We start from the raw sequence: 18,318 nt of genomic DNA, 5'->3' as shown, positions 1-18,318 counted from the left end.
CTGGTCACCAGGTGACCCACACGTCCTGCAGCCCCCCGGACAACAACCCCGTACGCAGCCGCAGATCACCGGGAGCATCCCGCAGACCCAGCCCCGGCAGCCGCCGGGCCAGCGTGCCGAGCACGACCTGAAGCTCCATCCGGGCCAGCGGCTGACCCAGGCAGAAGTGCGGCCCCGCGCCGAACGCCAGATGCTGGCCCGCGTTGTCGCGGCGCGCGTCGAAGTTGTCGGGATCGGCGAACTTACGCGGATCCCGGTTGGCCGCGGGCCGGCACGGGATCAGCGTCGTGCCCGCGCTGACCCGCACCCCGCCGAAGTCGGCCTCCTCGGTCGCCACCCGCGGCATGCCCACCACGCTGAGCGTGCTGTCCAGCCGCAGAACCTCCTCGACCGTGCCCGGGATCAGCTCCGGGTCCTCGACCACCGCCGCGTAACGCCCCGGCTCCGACAGCAGCATCGCCACCATGATGGCGATCATGTTCGACGTCGTCTCGTGCCCGGCCAGCAGCAGCGCCTGCACGGTCGCGATCAGCTCCTCGTGGCTGAGCCGCCCGTCCTGGCTGTCGGAGATCTGCGTCAGCTCGCTGAGCATGTCATCGCCCGGCGCCGCACGCTTGTCATCCACCAGATCCGACACATACGCGCCGAACTCCTCGTACGCCTTCTCCACCTCTGACTGCTCATAGCGGGTCAGCGTCAGCATCACCTGAGACCAGTACGCGAACTTGTCCTGATCCTCACTCGGCGCCCCCACCAGCGCGCAGATGACCTGCACCGGCAGCGGCAGGCCCAGCTCGCGCGACAGGTTCGCCGGGGAGCCACCGGCCAGCATGCCGTCCACCAGCTCATCGGCCATCCGCTGCACCCGCGGGCGCCACGCCTCGATCTTGCGGATGGTGAACGACGGGGTCAGCAGCCGCCGCCATCGCCGATGCCCGGTCCCGGCGATCATGCTCCCGCTCGCCATACCGCGGGCGAAGATCCCTCCGTCGGCGGTGGTGGACACCCGCGCGGCCTCGGCGCCGCCGCGGCTGAACCGCGGGTCGGTCAGCAGCGTGCGCACATCGTCATAGCGGGTCACCAGCTCGGCGGTGTCGCCGCTGGGCAGCTGTACGTGCGCCACGGGGCACCCGCTCTGCAACTGGGCCCACTCCCGCGGCGGCTGCAGGGCCTCGGTCCGGTCGAAGGGGTAACGGGGGACGGGTTCGGCGGTCATGGCGGCGCCCTTCTGCTCACTGATGGGACACCCAAGATTCTAAGGCGACAGCCTTAAATCTTGACAGTAGTCAGACCAGCGCGAGTTGCGGGAACCGCGGCTCACGCTCCGGCGGCTCCGGCGGCCCCGACCGCATGCCGTAAACCCGGCACAACTGCCCGATCTGCCCCGTGATCCGCTCCTCGTAATCGGCCGCCGGCAACCCCGCCCCGTCGTACAACTCCTCATAACGCGCCACCAGATGCGGATGCGCCTCACCCAGCCACTCCAGATACCACTGCCGCGTCCCCGGCGGCAGCCGCAACACCACCGGCTCCACCACCCCGGCCCCCGTGGCCGCGATCCGGCGCACCGTCGCCGACAACTGATCGGCCCCATCACTCAGCAACGGCAGCACCGGAGCCATCAGCACCCGGCACGACACCCCCGCCTCCACCAGCGCCGACACCAACTCCAGCCGCGCCTGCGCACCCACCGCGCCCGGCTCCACCCCACGCCTGATCCGCTCGTCGACGAACGCGATCGAGACCGCCACCTGCGCCCCCGCCCGCGCCAGCACCGCGGCATCCCGCAACACCAGCGGACTCTTGGTGTAGACGGTGAACGGCACCGCCGCCTCACCCAGCGCCTCCACGATGCCCGGCATCAGCCGGTAGGTCGCCTCCGCCTGCTGGTAACAGTCACCACTGACCCCGACCGCCAGCGCCTCACCACCCCAGCGCGCCAACTCCGCCCGCAACCGCGTCACCGCGTTGGGCTTGACCACGATCCGCGTGTCGAAATCCCGCCCCGCGTCCAAGCCAAGCCGCCGATGACCCCCACGAGCACCACAGCCACGACAAGCATGAGCACACCCACGATAAGGAGAGACGGCCCACCGCTCAGCGATCCCCGCACTCTGCGGCACCCGCTCGATCATCGTACGGGCCTGCGTCTCGTAGAAGCCGTCACGCAGCACCGCCCGCCGCTCGATCAACGGACGATCATCTGCGGCCTCAACAAGCGAAAGCGCGTCCCAACCCACGGCCCCAGTGGAACACGCATTCGACTCCCTTTTCAAGCGCTTCCGCCTCACCGGCCCCCAGCGACCGGAGGTTCGACACAAGCCGCCCCGGTCAGCACACTCATCCTCATGGCCCCGGCGGTGACCGGCAGTGGCTCCAGCGCTACCCACGATCACACCGAGGCCGTCTCACTGCCAATCACGAGGAGGGATCCACCATGGCCTGGTTGCTGCTCGCGATCGCCATCGCCGCCGAGGTCATCGCGACCACCGCGCTCAAACTCAGCAACGGCCTGTCCCACCTCGGCTGGGCCGCCATCGTCGCCATCGGCTACCTCATCTCCTTCGTCCTGCTCGCCCGCGCCCTCAAGATGCAGCTCGAAGTCGGCACCGCCTACGCCGTCTGGTCCGGCGCCGGCACCGCCGCCATCGCCCTCATCGGCGCCGCCTTCCTGGGGGAGACCCTCACCCCGCTCAAGATCGGCGGCATCCTGCTCATCATCGGCGGCGTCATCGTCCTCAACCTCGCCGGCGCCCACTGACCCCTGGTATGTCGAACGCCCGCCACCGCCCGCCAGGTTGTCTGCCTGCCTGCCCGCCTGCCCGCCTGTCTGCTCGGCGAAAACGCCTCGCGCCCCCGAAGACGGGTTATCTACACTGCCCCCGTGCTCAAACCCCACTACCCGATCCTCACCGACCGCCTCCTGCTGCGCCCCTTCACCCCCGACGACCTCCACGCGCTGCACGCCTACGAGTCCCGGCCCGACGTCGCCCGCTACCTCTACTGGGAACCCCGCGACCTCGACACCGTACGCACCTTCCTCGACAGGAAGATCACCCGCGTCGCCCTCCTCGACGAAGGAGACGCCCTCGACATCGCCATCACCCTGCGCGACACCGGCCAGCTCATCGGCAACGGCGTCCTGATCTGGACCAGCAAACAACACCGCCAAGGCGAGATCGGCTACATCCTGCACCCCGACCACCACCGCCGCGGCTACGCCCCCGAAGCCGGCCGCGAACTACTCCGCCTCGGCTTCGACGAACTCGGCCTGCACCGCATCGTCGGCCGCCTCGACGCCCGCAACACCGCCTCCGGCCGCGTCCTGGAAAAACTCGGCATGCGCCGCGAAGCCCACCTCATCGACAACGAGCACGTCAAAGGCGAATGCTCCTCCGAGGTCATCTATGCCATGCTCGACTCCGAATGGACACCATAGACATCCTCCACCTCGCCCTGGCCGCCGACTGGGCCGACGCCCAGCCGGCGGGGGAGTACCGCATCTCCACCCTCGGCCGCACCCTCGACCAAGAAGGCTTCATCCACTGCAGCCGTGACCTCGACCAGCTCCACGGCGTACACACCGCCTTCTACGGCCACGTCACCCAGCCGCTGCTCATCCTCCAAATCGACCCCGCCGGACTCGACATCCGCCTCGAAAACGGCTTCCCCCACCTGTACGGCCCACTCCCGCTCAGCTCGGTAACCGCCGTACACCCCTACGCCTGACCATCCAGCGCGCACAGCTCGACAACGATGGACCCGAACGCTTCACGGGAGGCGAGGCGGGCACAGCCGCGCTCGACGTCGTCCAAGCGCAGGGCACGGGCCACGACGGGAACGCAGAAACTCTCCAGTTCGGCGTTGTGCTCCATACCTCCAGCATTTCGCCAGGTCATCGAGCTTCCACCCGCAAGCGTGAACCAGCTGGACACAGGTACAGCGACGCGTGCGCCGACGACCCTGACGACCCGCCAGGCCGTTGGAGGCTCGACGGACCGCCACCCGGCGCCCAAGGCTTCAGCGCCCACGTTCGCACCACGCAAGGCTCCGGAGCGCACCCGCCACGCCAACGCACCCCCGTACACGAATACGGCAAAGGCCAGGTTCGCTCCGCCGACGGCACCACGATCGGCTACCGGCACCGCGGCCACGGACCCGCACTGCTCCTCACGCACGGCGGAATGCGAGCATCCCAAGAACTCCCCGCCTCGCCCTGGCGCCGCTCCTGGCCATCGGGACACGCCTACAGGGGGAGGGGCCCACCGACGAGGTGCCCGTCGAGACGCTCATCCCGACGCTCCACTTCGACATACAGGCACGTCGTCGCCCAGGCGCTGCGAGAACTCTTCGGCGCACACTCACGGGCTCGACATCGGGGCGACGGGTCCCGCATCGGGGCTCACGGGGTGTCGAATCAGCGGCGAGCAGCAGCGACTTGTCGATCAACGCGGTCAGCGCGTCGAAGACCTGCTCCCCGGCGCCCGCACCTCGGCACGGCCGGCCGGCCGGTTACGCGCACAACACCCGCTGAATCCGCCCCGCCGCGAACCACAACCCCGCCACCGCCATCACCACCAGATAACCCGCATGCCCCAGCAACCCCCATTCCGGCACCCCCGAGGCCAGACCCCGCACCAACTCCACCGCGTGATACAGCGGCGTCACCCGCACCACCACCTCCAACACCCCCGGATAATCCGCCACAGGGGAGAAGGTGCCGGAAAACAAGAACAACGAAAACTGCGCCGCCGTCATCAGATCGAAATCCTGCCAGCCACGCAGCACCGTCGACACCGCCATCCCCAGCGCGCCGAACGACACCCCCACCAGCATCGTCGCCGGAAACGCCGCCAACGCCCACACCGGCTCGGCCAGCCCCAGCACCACCATCACCACCAGGAACAACGCCGTGTAAACAGAACTGCGCACCATCGCCCAGGTCAACTCACCCAGCGCCACCTCGATCGGCCGCACCGGCGTCGCCAAAACCGCCTCGAACGTCTTCGTATAACGCATCTTGAAGAAGAAGTTGAACGTCGTCTCCGACAACGCCCCGTTCATCGCCGAGACCGCCAGCATCGCCGGCGCCACGAACACCGCATAGGACACCACCCGGCCATCACCCAGCGGAATCCGCCCCACCAGCGCACCCACACCCACACCGATCGACAGCAGATACAGCAGCGGCTCGAAAAACCCCGACACCAGAACCAGCCAGTACGAAGCACCCGAACGCAACGCGCCCACATTGCGGCCCACCACCGCACCCACCCGGCCCGCCGAAACACGCCCCGCCCCAACCCGGCCGGACACCAGCCGCCGGGCCACCGCCAACGTCACCATCATCAGTCCTGAAGTCGCTTACGGAACGCGTAACCCGCCCACCACAGCCCGCCCGCCGCGAACGCCACCAAACACCCGGCATGCGCCCACAGCGGCCACGGGGGAGCGGCCCCCGACGTCGCCGCCCGCGCCAGCTCCACCCCATGCCACAACGGCGACACGTAAGCCACCGGCCGCACCAGCGCCGGCAACTGCTCCACCGGGAAGAACACCCCCGCGAACAACGTCGAAGGCAACATCACGAACCGAAACAGCAACGCGAAATAACTGTCATGATCGATCGTCGCCGAGAACGCCGTCACCGGCGCCGCCACGGCCACCGCCAGCAACGCCGCCACCAGCGGCGTCAGCACCACCCACGGCGAGGACAACGCCCCGAACGCCCCCACCACCAGCACGAACACCACCACCGCGATCTCGACCCTGAACACGATGTACAGCAGCCAGCCGCCGACCATGTCCCACACCGACACCCGCGTCGCGAACATCGCATGCGCCCCGCGATTCCACCGAAACTCCCCGAACACCGCATACGTGCACTCGCCGACCGCCATCTGGAACGCCGTCGACGCCAGCACCCCCGGCACGATCCACTCCACGTACGGCACGCCGCCCACCTCACCGACGTAACCGCCCACCCCCAGCCCGATACTGGCCAGGAACAGCACCGGCAACACGAACGACGAGAACAACGACGCCCGCCACAACCGCTTGTACAGCGTCAGATGCCGCTCCAGCACCGCCACCGTCGGATGCGCCATCACTCCACCAACGTCCGGCCCGTCAGATGCAGGAACACATCCTCCAGCGACGAACGGCGCACCAGCACACTGGAGGGCACCAGCCCACGCCGATGCACCTCCGACACCGCCGCGTCACCGTCCCCGGCGTACACCAAGATCCGATCCGGCAGCACATCCACCCGATCACCGATCCCGGCCAGCGGCGCCACGAAACCCGCCAGCTCCTGCCCGCCGAAGCGCACCTCCACCACCTCAGGCGAGGAATGGGCCTCGATCAGCGAACGCGGCGACCCCTCCGCCACGATCCGGCCGCCGTCCATCACCACCAGCCGATCGCACAACTGCTCGGCCTCATCCATGTAGTGCGTGGTCAGCACCAGCGTCACACCCCGCTGCTTCAACCGGAACAACCGCTCCCACAGCAGATGACGCGCCTGCGGATCCAGCCCCGTCGTCGGCTCGTCCAGCAGCACCAGATCCGGCTCGTTCACCATCGCCCGCGCGATCGTCAGCCGCCGCTTCATCCCGCCCGACAGCGGCTCCACCCGGCTCGAGGCCCGATCACTCAGCTGCGCGAACTCCAGCAGCTCCTCGGCCCGGGCCCGCGCCTGCGCCCGCGACAACCCGAAATAACGGGCGTACGTCGTCAAATTCTCGCGAACCGTCAGATCAGGATCCAAGTTATCCAGCTGTGGGCAGACACCCAGCCGCCCCCGAATCCGTGGCCCCTCCCGCACCGGATCCAGCCCGAAGATCCGCAACTCACCCGCCGACGGCATCGACACGCAACTGATCATCCGCATCGTCGACGACTTACCCGCCCCATTGGGACCCAGGAAACCGAACGCCTCACCAGGCGCCACATCGATATCGATCCCGTCGACCGCGACGAAATCCCCGAACCGCTTCACCAGCCCACGCGCGCGGACCAGCGACTGCTCACCAGACACGAGCTCAGACCATAACCAACGCCACCGACAGAATCGAGCGGTTAAACGCCGCCACACTGAGACCCATGAACACCCGAGCAGCCGCCCAGCGCTTCGCCGACACCTGGCAACACGGCTGGACCCACCACGACACCGACCGCATCGCCACCCTCTACCACCACGACGCGATCCACACCTCCATGCCCTTCCGGCCACCACACCGGGGGAGAGGCGCCATAGCGGACTACATCCGCTGGTCCTTCAGCACCGAAACCGCGCCGCACGTCACCTTCGCCACCCCCATCGTGGACGGCGACCAAGCGGTCATCGAATTCCGCGTCCATGCCATCGACGAAGGCACACCCATCACCCTCGCGGGCTGCGTCATCGCCCGCTTCGACTCTGACGGCCTCGCCGTACAGACCCGCGACTACTGGCACACCACACAAGGCCACGTATGACCACGCACAGAGCGGCCAGCCCACAAATGCGACAAAACCACTACAACCCAGGCCCGGAGACCCACCCGGCACCCACACAGAACCAGGCACCGGCTACAAAAACGATCAGCCCGCCACCCGCGCCCGCGCCGGACCGGCGACAGGAGCCAAGGAAGGCGCGTGAGCCACCGGGGGAGCGGCCGGCACAACCGGGGCCGAAGGACGCGTCATCTGCTGCGTCCGCTCCATCTCGGCCCGCCGCTCGGCGCAACCACCTCCGCAGTAACCGTTGGTCACAATAAGACGACCACGCAGTGTCGTATAGGACTCCCGGCCCGTAGCGGGCAGAACTCCCTGACACACTGGACATAACACCGACTGGTTCCCCACGTGCTGCTCCTCTCGCGGCGCGATAGCAGATCTCCCACCCTAAGGCGATCCGGCCAGCCAGGACAGTGAATCAACCGAAGGTCAACCCATCGGTCAGAGCATTCCGGCCTCACGCAGCGTAATGATCAAGAACCGCGCCGGCCCACCGGAGGCGGCCGTCACCTCCCGTAACACCCCCTGACCAGGCCCCGACGATCACCGCTCGGCGGGGCGGCGGGCAGGGTGACCAACGTCACTAAGCGCACATGGGGCTCCACCCCGAGTCAGAGCCTCTCCCGAAGCGGTCTACTTGACATAATGTTCATTATCAAGCAAACGGCGACGTTCCGCACACGGCATCTTTTCGCCACCTACGCTGAGAAATATGAACTTAGGCCCCGTGGAGCTACTCATCTTCGCCGTGATCATCGTCGTGATCGCGATCATCGCCTTCATCGTCATCCGGGCGTCTTCCCGCCGCTGATCTCCAGCGGGCGGCGTTACGATCGAGAGATGCACAGCCTGGCGATCTCCACCACGGGTCTCGTCGCGCTCACCGCCGTCGTCACCGCCCTGGCCATCTACCTGATCATCCTGGCCGTCCGGCTGACCAGGAACCCCCGCAACCGCCCCACCCCCAGCCCCGACCTCGTCGACCAGGCGCGCGAGATGAAGGCTCACGGCCAGCTCCAGGAGGCCGTCTTCCTCGTACGCGGCGAGACCGGCATGAGCCAGCGCGCCGCCGCCCGCTTCGTCAACCGCCTCTAAATCACCCGAAAATATGCGATACCGGACAGAAGCGGGATTCTGTCCGGTATCGCGTACAGTTTCCTTTCGATTGCCGTCCAGGCGAGCAGGCCGGATACCCGGCGTTTCGTCGGCCTTCCCCTGATGATCGCGGCCGGGGCCACCCCTGCCGCGGTGCTCTCCGCCCCGCCCAACCGCCACAAGTCCATAAACCGGGCTGCTGGAGGTCACCGGTCCATATGCGGAACGGCTGCCGCTGCCCTTCCGCCTGGCGGCCGGCGACCTGGCCGATCGTCGGGTTAGCGCGGTGCTCGCGATCACGCTGGCGATGATGGCGAGCGCTTTCGGCATCGCCCTGGCGATGATCGCGGTCGGCCAAACGACGCAGAGCAGGGCCGAATACTCCCCCAGGGCCCGGCCGGGCACCTTATTGGTCCAGCCGAGCCCCTTGTTCGCGGGGCCTTTCTCGGCGGCGGATGCGGACACCGTGCGAGCGGTGATCGAGCGCGATTTGCCCGGAGTGCCGATTGCCCAGAGTGAGCGCCTTTCGGCCGAGTCTCGGTTCTTCGACGTGAGGGCGGAGAACGTCGAGATCCCGGAGGAAATTGTCTATGGGGATCAGGCCATCGGTGACGAGAAGCTGCTGCGGTATCTGACGGGTGATCAGTCGACGCCGTACGACGAGGGCACGCCCGTGGTGATCACGTCAGCCGAGGTGAAGGTCGACTCGGTCGAGCTCTCCTACGAGATCAACGAGAACGACGCGACGACCAGGACCGTCCCGGCGGTCGGCGCCAGGGCCGCCGATCCGCACATGGAGGCGATCTTCGTCCCCTCGAAGATCGTCCGGGACCTCGGTTTCCAGCTCCAACCGGAGGAGTTGATCGTCGACCCCACCCTGCGGCGGTCACGGTGCAGGAGCAGAAGCGTCTCGATGACCGGCTGGACGACGCGGTCGCCAAGGCTTACGTCGAACGAGGCTTCGAGGCTTCGACCGGGTGTGCTGCTCGCACGCGAGCAATCGCACGTCCCGGCACCGTCGGCGTCTCGGCCCTGAAACTGGGTGATCCTTGCCCGGCCCGATCACCGCGAGGGTGGCGGTCCCGTTGTTCCCGTTGGGATCGGGTGACGGGTCACGGTGGCCGGTGAAGTTGGGCCCCTTTTGCGACAGGACAGAAAGCCAGACCGGAGGGGGCGGAATCACGGTGAGGCGCCGCAAGTGTCAAGCGGTCCGGGTCGGGGTTTCGGTCGCGCGGCGGGTGCGGCTGTCGGGACGCGGAGGGGAGTTTGGGGGCCGTTTCGGTGCCTCTCCCCCACATTCGATTCCGACAAATCTGGTCATTTGGGGCCGGTTCGGGCGGATTTTTGCCGAGATGTGTCATCAGCACTTGCAGGTTCGTGTCAGCATCGAGGGCATGTACGGGCCATATGGGACTGCCGTAAACATCTGGGACCGGTGGGGTCACCCGCGCCCAGGTGTGCCCGGCTGAGCCGGCCCCTCTCCCCCGGGCCCGCACACGGCGAGCCCCCGTACCCCTCGAACGACCCGCCTGAAAGAAGTTCTCCGTTGCGTATTCTGCTGCTCTGCTCCTCCTTCAACGGCCTGACCCAGCGTGCCTGGCTGGAACTGCGCCGGGCCGGTCACGACGTCACCGTCGAGCTGGCCGTCTCGGAGCAGGTGATGCTCGAGGCGGCCCAGCTGGCCAAACCCGACCTGATCATCTGCCCGTTCCTGAAGGAGAAGGTCCCGGCGCTGCTGTGGCAGAACCACCGCACGATCATCATTCACCCCGGGCCGCCCGGCGACCGCGGCCCGTCCTCGCTGGACTGGGCGATCGCCGACGCCGAGCCGGAGTGGGGTGTGACGGCGCTGCAGGCGGTGGAGGAGATGGACGCGGGGCCGATCTGGGGGTTCCGGACGTTCGCGATGCCGGCCGAGCCGCCGCGCAAGTCCGCCCTCTACAACGGGCCGGTGGCCGACGCCGCGGTGGAGCTGGTGGTGGAGGTGGCGGCCAAGGCGATGGACGCGGGGTTCGCGCCGGTGCCGCTGGATTATCGTTCGCCGCTGGTGCGGGGGCGGTTGCGGCCGGCGATGCGGCATGGCGACCGGGAGTTCTCCTGGTCGGAGCCGACGGACGCGGTGTTGCGCCGGGTGCGTTCGGCCGATGGGGCGCCGGGTGGGCGGGTGCTGCTGGAGGGGCGGATGATGCGGGTGTTCGATGTGTATCGGGGCCCGGTCGTCGTGGGGACGCCGGGGTCGGTGGTGGCGCGGCGTGAGGGCGCGGTGCTGGTGCACACCGGTGATGGCACGGTGTGGGTGGGGCATCTGCGGGCCGAGGAGCCGGGGGCGATCAAGCTGCCGGCGGCGATGGTGCTGGCTGAGCGGGTGGCGGGGCTGGAGGAGCGGCCGGGTTACAGCGAGGTGACCTATGACCGTAGTGACGCGGTGGGGGTGGTGAGTTTCGACTTCTACAACGGCGCTATGTCGACCGAGCAGTGCCGGCGGCTGGCCTCGGCGTTGCGGTACGCGGCGGCGCAGGACACGCGGGTGGTGGTGCTGCGGGGTGGTGAGGTGTTCTCCAACGGCATCCATCTGAATGTGATCGAGGCGGCGCGTCATCCGGAGCTGGAGGCGTGGATGAACATCAACGCGATCAACCAGGTGTGTCGTGAGGTGATCGCGTGTACGGGGCAGCTGGTGGTGACGTCGGTGGGCGGTAACGCGGGTGCGGGTGGCGTGATGATGGGGCTGGGCGCGGATCGGGTGCTGATTCGTGAGGGTGTGGTGTTGAATCCGCACTATCGGACGATGGGGTTGTTCGGGTCGGAGTTCTGGACGTACGTGCTGCCTCGGCGGGTGGGTGCGTCGGTGGCGGGGCGGCTGACGGGTGAGGCGTTGCCGGTGGGTGCGGCGCAGGCGGTGGAGCTGGGGCTGGCCGATCGGATGATGGCGGGGTCGCGGCTGGAGTTCGAGCGGTCGGTGCTGGAGTACGCCGAGCGGTTGGCGGCCGGGGATGATTATGAGCGGTTGCTGGGGATCAAGCGGGAGGTGCGGGAGGCCGATGAGCGGCGTAAGCCGTTGGAGGCCTATCGGGTGGAGGAGCTGGCGGAGATGAGCCGGGATATGTTCGATGACCGTAATGGGTTCCGGCAGGCGCGTCAGGCGTTCGTGCACAAGCGTAAGGTGGGGAGGACGCCGGAGCATCTGGCGGTGCATCGGGAGTTGTCCGGCGCGTCGGCGGGGTCGGGTGCGGCCGCATCTCATATGTGAGATATGTTGTCGTGTTATGACTGATGATTATCTCGTGCGGATCGGCCGGCTGATTCGTGACGCGCGCCAGCACCGTGGGTGGACGCAGCTGCAGCTGGCGGATGCTCTGGCGACGAGTCAGAGCGCGGTGAACCGGATCGAGCGCGGTAACCAGAACATCAGTCTTGAGATGATCGCGCGGATCGGTGAGGCGCTCGACAGTGAGATCGTGTCGCTGGGCTATGCCGGGCCGATGCATCTGCGGGTCGTGGGCGGGCGGCGGCTGTCGGGCAGCATCGATGTCAAGACCTCCAAGAACGCGTGTGTGGCGCTGCTGTGCGCGTCGCTGCTGACCTCGGGGCGGACGATTCTGCGTAAGGTGGCGCGGATCGAGGAGGTCTACCGGATCCTGGAGGTGCTCGCCTCGATCGGGGTGCGGGCGCGGTGGATCAACGAGGGCAGTGACCTGGAGATCGTGCCTCCGGCCCGGCTGGAGCTGGAGGCGATGGACACCGAGGCGGCGCGGCGTACCAGGAGTGTGATCATGTTCCTGGGGCCGTTGATGCATCGTACGGACCAGTTCCAGATTCCGTACGCGGGCGGCTGCGACCTGGGGACGCGCACGGTGCAGCCGCACATGTCGGCGTTGCGGCACTTCGGACTGGACATCACGGCGACGGGCGGTTTCTACCACGCGCGGGTGGACCGGGGGGTGTCGCCGTCGCGGGCGATCGTGCTGACCGAGCGGGGTGACACCGTGACGGAGAACGCGCTGCTGGCGGCGGCGCGCCACGACGGTGTGACGGTGATCCGCAACGCCTCCTCCAATTACATGGTGCAGGACCTGTGCTTCTTCCTGGAGGAGCTGGGCGTGCGGGTGGAGGGCGTGGGCACGACGACGCTGACGGTCCACGGGGTGGCCTCGATCGAGCGGGATGTCGACTACTCCCCCTCTGAGGACCCGGTGGAGGCGATGAGCCTGCTGGCGGCGGCGGTGGTGACGCAGTCGGAGCTGACGATCTGCCGGGTGCCGGTGGAGTTCCTGGAGATCGAGCTGGCGGTTCTGGAGGAGATGGGCCTCGATCACGATCGGGGTGCCGAGTACGCGGCGGCCAACGGGCGGACGCGGCTGGTGGATCTGACGGTACGGCCGTCCAAGCTGGTCTCCCCCATCGACAAGATCCACCCGATGCCGTTCCCGGGGCTGAACATCGACAATGTGCCGTTCTTCGCGGCGATCGCGGCGACGGCGCAGGGTTCGACGCTGATCCATGACTGGGTCTACGACAACCGGGCGATCTATCTGACGGAGCTGACGCGGCTGGGGGCGTCGGTGAAGTTGCTGGATCCGCATCGGGTGCTGGTGGAGGGGCCGACGCGCTGGCGCAGCGCGGAGATGATGTGCCCGCCGGCACTGCGGCCCGCGGTGGTGGTGCTGCTGGCGATGATGGCGGGTGAGGGCACGTCGGTGCTGCGCAATGTGTACGTCATCAACCGGGGGTATGAGGATCTGGCCGAGCGGCTGAACGCGCTGGGGGCGCGGATCGAGACCTTCCGCGACATCTGATTCTGTCGGTGGGGCCCGCTACCGTCTGCCTGTGTGGATCTTCGGTGGATCTTGGGGTGAGGGGGGACGGTGCGGCCTGCTGAGCTGGATCGGCTGACGGTGGTGGAGGCGGCCGACCGCTATGTGGAGCTGGTGCGGGCCAAGACGTTGACGGGGGCATTGTCGCAGGCGACGGCGGAGCTGTATGCGCGTGATGTGGCGACGCTGGTGGCGCTGGCCGGGGAGTCGACGGTGCTGGACGACCTGTCGGGTGAGGACGTCGATGCGATTTTGCTGGCGTTCGCGCGTAAGCCGGATGGCCGGCGTTCGGCAGGTGGCGGGGGGCAGAGTCCGTCGTCGCAGGCGCGGTTTCGGCGTTCGATCTCGGCGTTGTTCAAGTACGCGTCGCTGGCGGGCTGGATCCAGATCAATCCGATGGCGTTGTCGACGGTGACGGCCAGGGAGCGGGGCGGGCTGCGGCCCGAGCGGCGGGCGTTGACGCGGGAGCAGGCGCAGGGGCTGATCGGGGCGGCGCGGTCGGCGGGCGAGGCGCCGGCGGCGGGGCGGCGTGATCAGCGGACGGAGTTGCGTGATGCGTTGATCGTGTTGCTGTTGTCGACGCTGGGGCCGCGGGTGTCGGAGCTGGTGCGGGCCAATGTCGAGGATTTCTACACCAATGACGGGGTGCGTTATTGGCGGATCTTCGGCAAGGGGGGCCGCACCCGGGATGTGCCGCTCCCCCGCGATGTGGCGCTGGCGTTGGAGGCCTATCTGGCGCGGGAGCGGGCGGAAGTGCCGGACAAGGCGTTGTTGTTGTCGTGGCGGGGGCGGCGGCTGGCGCGTGGCGATGTGCAGGCGGTGATCGATCGGGTGCAGCGGCGGGTGGCGGCCGAGCAGCGGCGGTCGGTGACGCCGCATGGGTTGCGGCATACGACGGCGACGCATCTGCTGGCGGACGCGGTGGACATGGACGCGGTGCGGCGGGTGCTGGGGCACAGTGATCTGTCGACGCTGGGGCGTTACCGCGATGAGTTGCCGGGTGAGCTGGAGGGGGCGATGCGGGCGCATCCGTTGTTGAAGCGGGCCGACCCGGATCGGTGAGCGGGCCCGCCTGCGCTTCGCCCGCTTCCGCCCAGCCCGCTTTGGCCTAGCTCGTCTCGCGTGGCCGGGGTGGGCTCTGGGGCGGCGGTGAGCGGTTGAGCGGGCGCGGTTTTGTCTCGCTCAGGCGGGTGTGGCGGGGGTGAGCCGCAGGGCGAGGTGGTCGAGAGAGACGCCGAGGACGTCGGCCAGGGCGGCGATGGTGAAGAAGGCCGGGGTGGGGATGCGGCCGGTCTCGATCTTGCGGAGGGTTTCGGCGGACATGCCGGCCGCGGCGGCGACTTCGACGATGCTGCGGTCGCCGCGCACGTCGCGGAGTAGCAGGCCGAGCTGCTCGCCGCGCCGTCGCTCTTCGGGGGTCAGCGAGGGTCGGACCATGAACCCAAGTCTACAGCTGGGATACAGATGCCGCCGGGATAAAAATACCGGTATAGTTATCGACATGGTGGAGATCAAGACATTGGCGGAGATCGAGGCGATGCGCGAAGCGGGCCGCGTGGTGGCGCGGGCGCTGCAGGCGATCGTCAAGCATGCCGCGGTGGGGGTGCGGGTCGACGAGCTGGACGAGCTGGCGGCCACCATCATCGCCGAGGCGGGTGCCACGCCCGCGTTCCTGGGCTATCAGCCGCACTTCGCGCCGACGCCCTACCCGGCGGTCATCTGCGCGTCGATCAACGACGTGATCGTGCACGGCATCCCGGACCGTTACCGGCTCAAGGACGGTGACCTGGTCAGCATCGACTGCGGCGCCTACCTCGACGGGTGGGCGGGCGACTCGGCGGTCAGCTTCGTGGTGGGGCTGCCGCGCGCCCGTGACGTGGCGCTCATCGAGGCGACGCAGGAGGCGCTGCGGGCGGGCATCGCCGCGATGCTGCCGGGTAACCGGATGGGCGACATCGGGCACGCCATCTCCTCGGTCGCGGTGGCGAGCGGCTATGGCGTGCCGATCGACTTCGGCGGGCACGGGATCGGGCGGAAGATGCACGAGGACCCGCACGTGGCCAACCAGGGGCGGCCGGGCCGCGGGCTGGTGCTGCGGACGGGTTTGGTGCTGGCGATCGAGCCGATGTTCACCGCGGGCGGCGACGGCCGCTACCTCACGGCCGCCGACGGGTGGGCGTTGCGGACCGTTGACGGCTCGCGCGCCTCCCACAGCGAGCACACGGTGGCCATCACCGACGACGGGCCTGTGATCCTCACCGCGGTTTAGCAGTCGCGGTTCAGGAGCCGCGCAGCCATATCGCGCCGCTCTGTCGTGCTCGCCCCTCGTGCGGCTCCGCTCGTGCTCACCGCTCCGCTCGTGCTCGCCGCAGGGTTGGCGCCGCAGGGTGGGGTCGGGTTGTGGGCCCACGGTGTTCCCGGCGGGGTGCTCCGGGCTCAGGGGGTCAGGGCGTTGAGGCGGAGGCGGATGATGGTGGCGGTGGCCGGTCCCGCTTCCCAGTTACCGTCCAGCGGGGTGATGGTGACGTTGCCCGCGGCCAGCAGGGTGCGGTCGGCGTCGGTCACCGGGTCGGGGGCGGTGGCCGGCAGGGGCAGGATGCGGTAGCAGGTGGCGCACGCGGTGGAGTCGAGGGTGTAGTCGGTGGAGAACGGCAGCGAGGTTCCCAGCTTGGCGACGGTGACCTTGCCGTTGGGGGTGACGGGGTAGTTGACGTTCAGCGCGGTGCGGGCGGGCAGGACGGCGCCGCGTGAGGTCGCCGCCAGCCGGTCGACGAGTTTGACGGCGAAGGCGATCGACTGGTCGGCGCTGGGGAAGGAGCCGCCGCTCCTGGCGACGCTGACCGCTACGGCGGGGATGCCGCCGGTGATGGCGGTGATCGTCGCGGCGACGGTGCCGGAGTAGTTGGCGGTCGCGGCGACGTTCTCGCCCGGGTTGGGGCCCGAGACCACCAGGTCCGGCGGGTTGCCGGCGAACACGACGCGCGTCCCGAACGCGACCGCGTCGCTGGGGCTGCCCCCGACGGCCCAGACGCCGGGCTCCTTCTGGGTGGCCTGCAGCGTGGTGCCGAACTTGGCGTTGATCGCCGTGCCGGTGATGCTGACGTCGCTGTCGGGGGCGACAACCGTCACCTCGTGGCCCGCCTCGATCAGCTTCTGGCGCAGTCCTTGCAGGTAGGTGGAGGTGTAGCCGTCGTCGTTGGTGAGCAGGATGCGCAGGTGGCGCGGCTCGTGCGCCTGGGCCGGGGCGGGGTTCGCCACTCCCAGAAAGGCGAGTAATAGCACAGGGATGAGGGCGATGCGCTTGAACACGGTCTGTCTCCTTGCCGGCTCTTACCTTCGCGCCCGACGCGGCCGCGGTGGCTGAGCGGCCTGATCTCGCTGGGCCGGTGTGTCCGCGGTGACGCTCGGGATGGGGTGACGCTTCGGAATGTAAGAGCCGGCGCGGCGGCGGGGGAAGATCGTGCGACCCCAGATGAACCCCTGATTAACGGGTGAGGCGGTTCATGCCGGGCGGACGGGCTGGCGCAGCAGTGTGCGCGGGTCGGGGTCGTCGAACGCCGTCAGGTACACCTCGTGGTGCGGCCCGTTGGCCACCAGGCCGTGCTCGTCCATGTACTCCTCCATCACCTTCAGGGTCGCGGGTTCCTCGCTGTAGGGGCCGTGGTGCAGCATCTGTACGCACTGTCCCTCGGTGAAGACGGCCACCCGTACGCGGTCGACGGCCGCGCCGCTCGCGCGTACGGACTCGCGGGCCTGTTCCAGGCGTCCGGGCTCGGGGGTGGCGGGCAGGGGCAGCAGCAGGTGCCAGCGCCACTGCTCGCGCGGCACCTGCAGCCCCGGGCGTTCGTCCTCCACCCACCACAGGCCTTCCAGCGGTCCGGCGGGGCCGCCCATCGCGCCGGCGACGGCGTGCAGGGCGCCGATCGCGGACAGGTGCTCGGCTCCGCCTGGCTCGCCCAGGCCGGTGACGTTCAGGCAGGTGACGGGGCCTTGGGTGATCAGTTCGGCGCTCATGGTTCGTCCTCCAAAGGGATCATCAGGTGGGTGATCAGCTGGTCGGGCGGGGTGTGGGCCGGGTCGGACACGTACACCTCGCGGATCGGGCCGCGCATGGGGTGGCGGCGTTCGGCGCACCAGGCCAGGACGGCATGGGCGGTCAGGGAGATCTGGTCGTAGGGGCCGAGGTGGGTGGCGGCGGCGAAGGTACCGCCGGGCAGCACGTCCACCTGTGCTCCCCCGCCGGTGTGCCAGCCGTCTGCCAGAACGAGCGCGGCGGTCACGTCGAAGTCATCGGTCAGGTCGACGGGGAACAGGCCGATCAAGTGCGGGCCGCCGCCCGCCGCTCCCCCACCGGGCAGTGCTGGGGGCGTGTCGGTGTCGGTGTCGGATCGGGTCGCCGGCCCGTACAGCAGGCCGGCTGTCAGGCGTGTCATCGCGGCGGTGGTGGCGCGGGCGATGTCGGCCGGGCCGGTGGCGCGTTCGCGCACGAGCGCGACGCGGTGGGCCGGTTCGGTGACGATGCGGACCTGGGTGGCGGGCAGGCCGTCGGCTATGACGCGTTCCAGGGAGGCCAGTGTGCGCCGCCGCCGGGCCAGTTCGGCCTCCAGTGTGTCGTGTACGGACTCCAGGGCGCCTTCGGTGCCGGCCAGGACCTGGCCGACGACGGGCAGCGGCACGTCGAGGGAGCGCAGCAGCCCGATCGACATCGCCGTGCGGGCCTGGGCGGCGCGGTAGTAGCGGTAGCCGGTGGCGGTGTCCACGCAGGCGGGCCGGAGCAGCCCGATCTCGTCGTAGTGCCGCAGCTGCTTGACGCTCAGGCGGGTGAGCCGGGCGAACTGTCCGATCGGCAGGAGGTCGTCGTCCACGTCCCCCAGCATGGGGCCTCCGGCTGTGGGAGAGTCCAGCCCGG

General features: G+C 68.8%; 20 protein-coding genes. 10 read left to right on the top strand and 10 right to left on the bottom strand.

Going from position 1 to position 18,318, the window contains the following annotated elements; genetic code table 11:
• Positions 1 to 4: 4 nt before the first annotated feature.
• Positions 5 to 1,216 (bottom strand): cytochrome P450, encoded by a 1,212-nt coding sequence (locus AB0B64_RS56090; RefSeq protein ID WP_358203535.1) that lies wholly within the window; start codon positions 1,214 to 1,216, stop codon positions 5 to 7.
• A gap of 70 nt (positions 1,217 to 1,286) precedes the next feature.
• On the bottom strand, positions 1,287 to 2,192 hold the full coding sequence (locus tag AB0B64_RS56085) for a radical SAM protein (protein WP_357956837.1): 906 nt from the start codon (positions 2,190 to 2,192) through the stop codon (positions 1,287 to 1,289).
• 245 nt (positions 2,193 to 2,437) lie between these two features.
• Between AB0B64_RS56085 and AB0B64_RS56080 the strand changes: the two genes are divergently transcribed.
• The 3 genes from AB0B64_RS56080 (at position 2,438) to AB0B64_RS56070 (ending at position 3,729) form a co-directional block, all read left to right on the top strand.
• The gene (locus AB0B64_RS56080) at positions 2,438 to 2,761 is read left to right on the top strand and encodes an SMR family transporter (RefSeq protein ID WP_357956835.1); all 324 of its coding nucleotides are present in this window, start codon (positions 2,438 to 2,440) and stop codon (positions 2,759 to 2,761) included.
• Between the two features lie 123 nt (positions 2,762 to 2,884).
• Positions 2,885 to 3,439, top strand: a complete 555-nt coding sequence (locus AB0B64_RS56075) for a GNAT family N-acetyltransferase (RefSeq protein WP_358203525.1) — start codon at positions 2,885 to 2,887, stop codon at positions 3,437 to 3,439.
• On the top strand, positions 3,427 to 3,729 hold the full coding sequence (locus AB0B64_RS56070) for a DUF952 domain-containing protein (RefSeq protein ID WP_357956831.1): 303 nt from the start codon (positions 3,427 to 3,429) through the stop codon (positions 3,727 to 3,729). The genes AB0B64_RS56075 and AB0B64_RS56070 overlap by 13 nt, the downstream gene beginning before the upstream one ends.
• Here AB0B64_RS56070 and AB0B64_RS56065 read toward each other — a convergent pair.
• The 4 genes from AB0B64_RS56065 to AB0B64_RS56050 form a co-directional block, all read right to left on the bottom strand.
• Complete coding sequence (locus AB0B64_RS56065) at positions 3,720 to 3,875, bottom strand: hypothetical protein (RefSeq protein WP_357956829.1); 156 nt, start codon at positions 3,873 to 3,875, stop codon at positions 3,720 to 3,722. The genes AB0B64_RS56070 and AB0B64_RS56065 overlap by 10 nt on opposite strands.
• Before the next feature lie 637 nt (positions 3,876 to 4,512).
• Positions 4,513 to 5,349, bottom strand: a complete 837-nt coding sequence (locus AB0B64_RS56060) for an ABC transporter permease (RefSeq protein ID WP_358203511.1) — start codon at positions 5,347 to 5,349, stop codon at positions 4,513 to 4,515.
• Positions 5,349 to 6,107 (bottom strand): ABC transporter permease, encoded by a 759-nt coding sequence (locus tag AB0B64_RS56055; RefSeq protein WP_358203508.1) that lies wholly within the window; start codon positions 6,105 to 6,107, stop codon positions 5,349 to 5,351. The genes AB0B64_RS56060 and AB0B64_RS56055 overlap by 1 nt, the downstream gene beginning before the upstream one ends.
• Positions 6,107 to 7,000, bottom strand: coding sequence for an ATP-binding cassette domain-containing protein (locus tag AB0B64_RS56050; RefSeq protein WP_357956823.1), 894 nt, complete (start codon positions 6,998 to 7,000; stop codon positions 6,107 to 6,109). The genes AB0B64_RS56055 and AB0B64_RS56050 overlap by 1 nt, the downstream gene beginning before the upstream one ends.
• Before the next feature lie 104 nt (positions 7,001 to 7,104).
• Between AB0B64_RS56050 and AB0B64_RS56045 the strand changes: the two genes are divergently transcribed.
• The 6 genes from AB0B64_RS56045 to AB0B64_RS56020 all read left to right on the top strand — a co-directional run bounded on the left by AB0B64_RS56045 (position 7,105) and on the right by AB0B64_RS56020 (position 14,471).
• Positions 7,105 to 7,479 (top strand): nuclear transport factor 2 family protein, encoded by a 375-nt coding sequence (locus tag AB0B64_RS56045; RefSeq protein ID WP_357956821.1) that lies wholly within the window; start codon positions 7,105 to 7,107, stop codon positions 7,477 to 7,479.
• Between the two features lie 861 nt (positions 7,480 to 8,340).
• Positions 8,341 to 8,595 carry a hypothetical protein gene (locus tag AB0B64_RS56040; RefSeq protein ID WP_357956819.1) on the top strand — a complete coding sequence of 85 codons (255 nt, stop codon included), beginning with the start codon at positions 8,341 to 8,343 and terminating at the stop codon, positions 8,593 to 8,595.
• A 475-nt stretch (positions 8,596 to 9,070) separates the two neighbouring features.
• On the top strand, positions 9,071 to 9,631 hold the full coding sequence (locus AB0B64_RS56035; protein ID WP_357956817.1) for a hypothetical protein: 561 nt from the start codon (positions 9,071 to 9,073) through the stop codon (positions 9,629 to 9,631).
• Between the two features lie 510 nt (positions 9,632 to 10,141).
• Positions 10,142 to 11,845 carry an enoyl-CoA hydratase-related protein gene (locus AB0B64_RS56030; RefSeq protein WP_358203499.1) on the top strand — a complete coding sequence of 568 codons (1,704 nt, stop codon included), beginning with the start codon at positions 10,142 to 10,144 and terminating at the stop codon, positions 11,843 to 11,845.
• Between the two features lie 16 nt (positions 11,846 to 11,861).
• A complete protein-coding gene (locus tag AB0B64_RS56025) occupies positions 11,862 to 13,391 on the top strand; it encodes a UDP-N-acetylglucosamine 1-carboxyvinyltransferase (RefSeq protein ID WP_357956813.1) in 1,530 nt (509 codons plus the stop codon).
• 69 nt (positions 13,392 to 13,460) lie between these two features.
• A complete protein-coding gene (locus AB0B64_RS56020) occupies positions 13,461 to 14,471 on the top strand; it encodes a tyrosine-type recombinase/integrase (protein WP_357956811.1) in 1,011 nt (336 codons plus the stop codon).
• Between the two features lie 120 nt (positions 14,472 to 14,591).
• Here AB0B64_RS56020 and AB0B64_RS56015 read toward each other — a convergent pair whose 3' ends face one another.
• The gene (locus AB0B64_RS56015; RefSeq protein WP_357645069.1) at positions 14,592 to 14,846 is read right to left on the bottom strand and encodes a helix-turn-helix transcriptional regulator; all 255 of its coding nucleotides are present in this window, start codon (positions 14,844 to 14,846) and stop codon (positions 14,592 to 14,594) included.
• A gap of 64 nt (positions 14,847 to 14,910) precedes the next feature.
• Between AB0B64_RS56015 and map the strand changes: the two genes are divergently transcribed.
• Positions 14,911 to 15,678: a type I methionyl aminopeptidase gene (gene map, locus AB0B64_RS56010; protein ID WP_358203489.1), complete on the top strand. Its 768-nt coding sequence runs from the start codon at positions 14,911 to 14,913 to the stop codon at positions 15,676 to 15,678.
• A 167-nt stretch (positions 15,679 to 15,845) separates the two neighbouring features.
• Here map and AB0B64_RS56005 read toward each other — a convergent pair whose 3' ends face one another.
• From AB0B64_RS56005 to AB0B64_RS55995, 3 genes are all read right to left on the bottom strand, one after another.
• A complete protein-coding gene (locus AB0B64_RS56005) occupies positions 15,846 to 16,718 on the bottom strand; it encodes a 5'/3'-nucleotidase SurE (RefSeq protein WP_358203485.1) in 873 nt (290 codons plus the stop codon).
• A gap of 192 nt (positions 16,719 to 16,910) precedes the next feature.
• On the bottom strand, positions 16,911 to 17,423 hold the full coding sequence (locus tag AB0B64_RS56000) for a GyrI-like domain-containing protein (protein WP_357956804.1): 513 nt from the start codon (positions 17,421 to 17,423) through the stop codon (positions 16,911 to 16,913).
• A complete protein-coding gene (locus tag AB0B64_RS55995; RefSeq protein WP_357956802.1) occupies positions 17,420 to 18,274 on the bottom strand; it encodes a MerR family transcriptional regulator in 855 nt (284 codons plus the stop codon). The genes AB0B64_RS56000 and AB0B64_RS55995 overlap by 4 nt, the downstream gene beginning before the upstream one ends.
• Between the last annotated feature and the right edge of the window lie 44 nt (positions 18,275 to 18,318).

Origin of the sequence: Nonomuraea sp. NPDC049129 (genome assembly GCF_040648495.1) — a bacterium.
Taxonomy (GTDB): domain Bacteria; phylum Actinomycetota; class Actinomycetes; order Streptosporangiales; family Streptosporangiaceae; genus Nonomuraea.
Note: the sequence above shows the minus strand (reverse complement) of the source record. Positions and strands in the feature narration are given on the sequence as shown.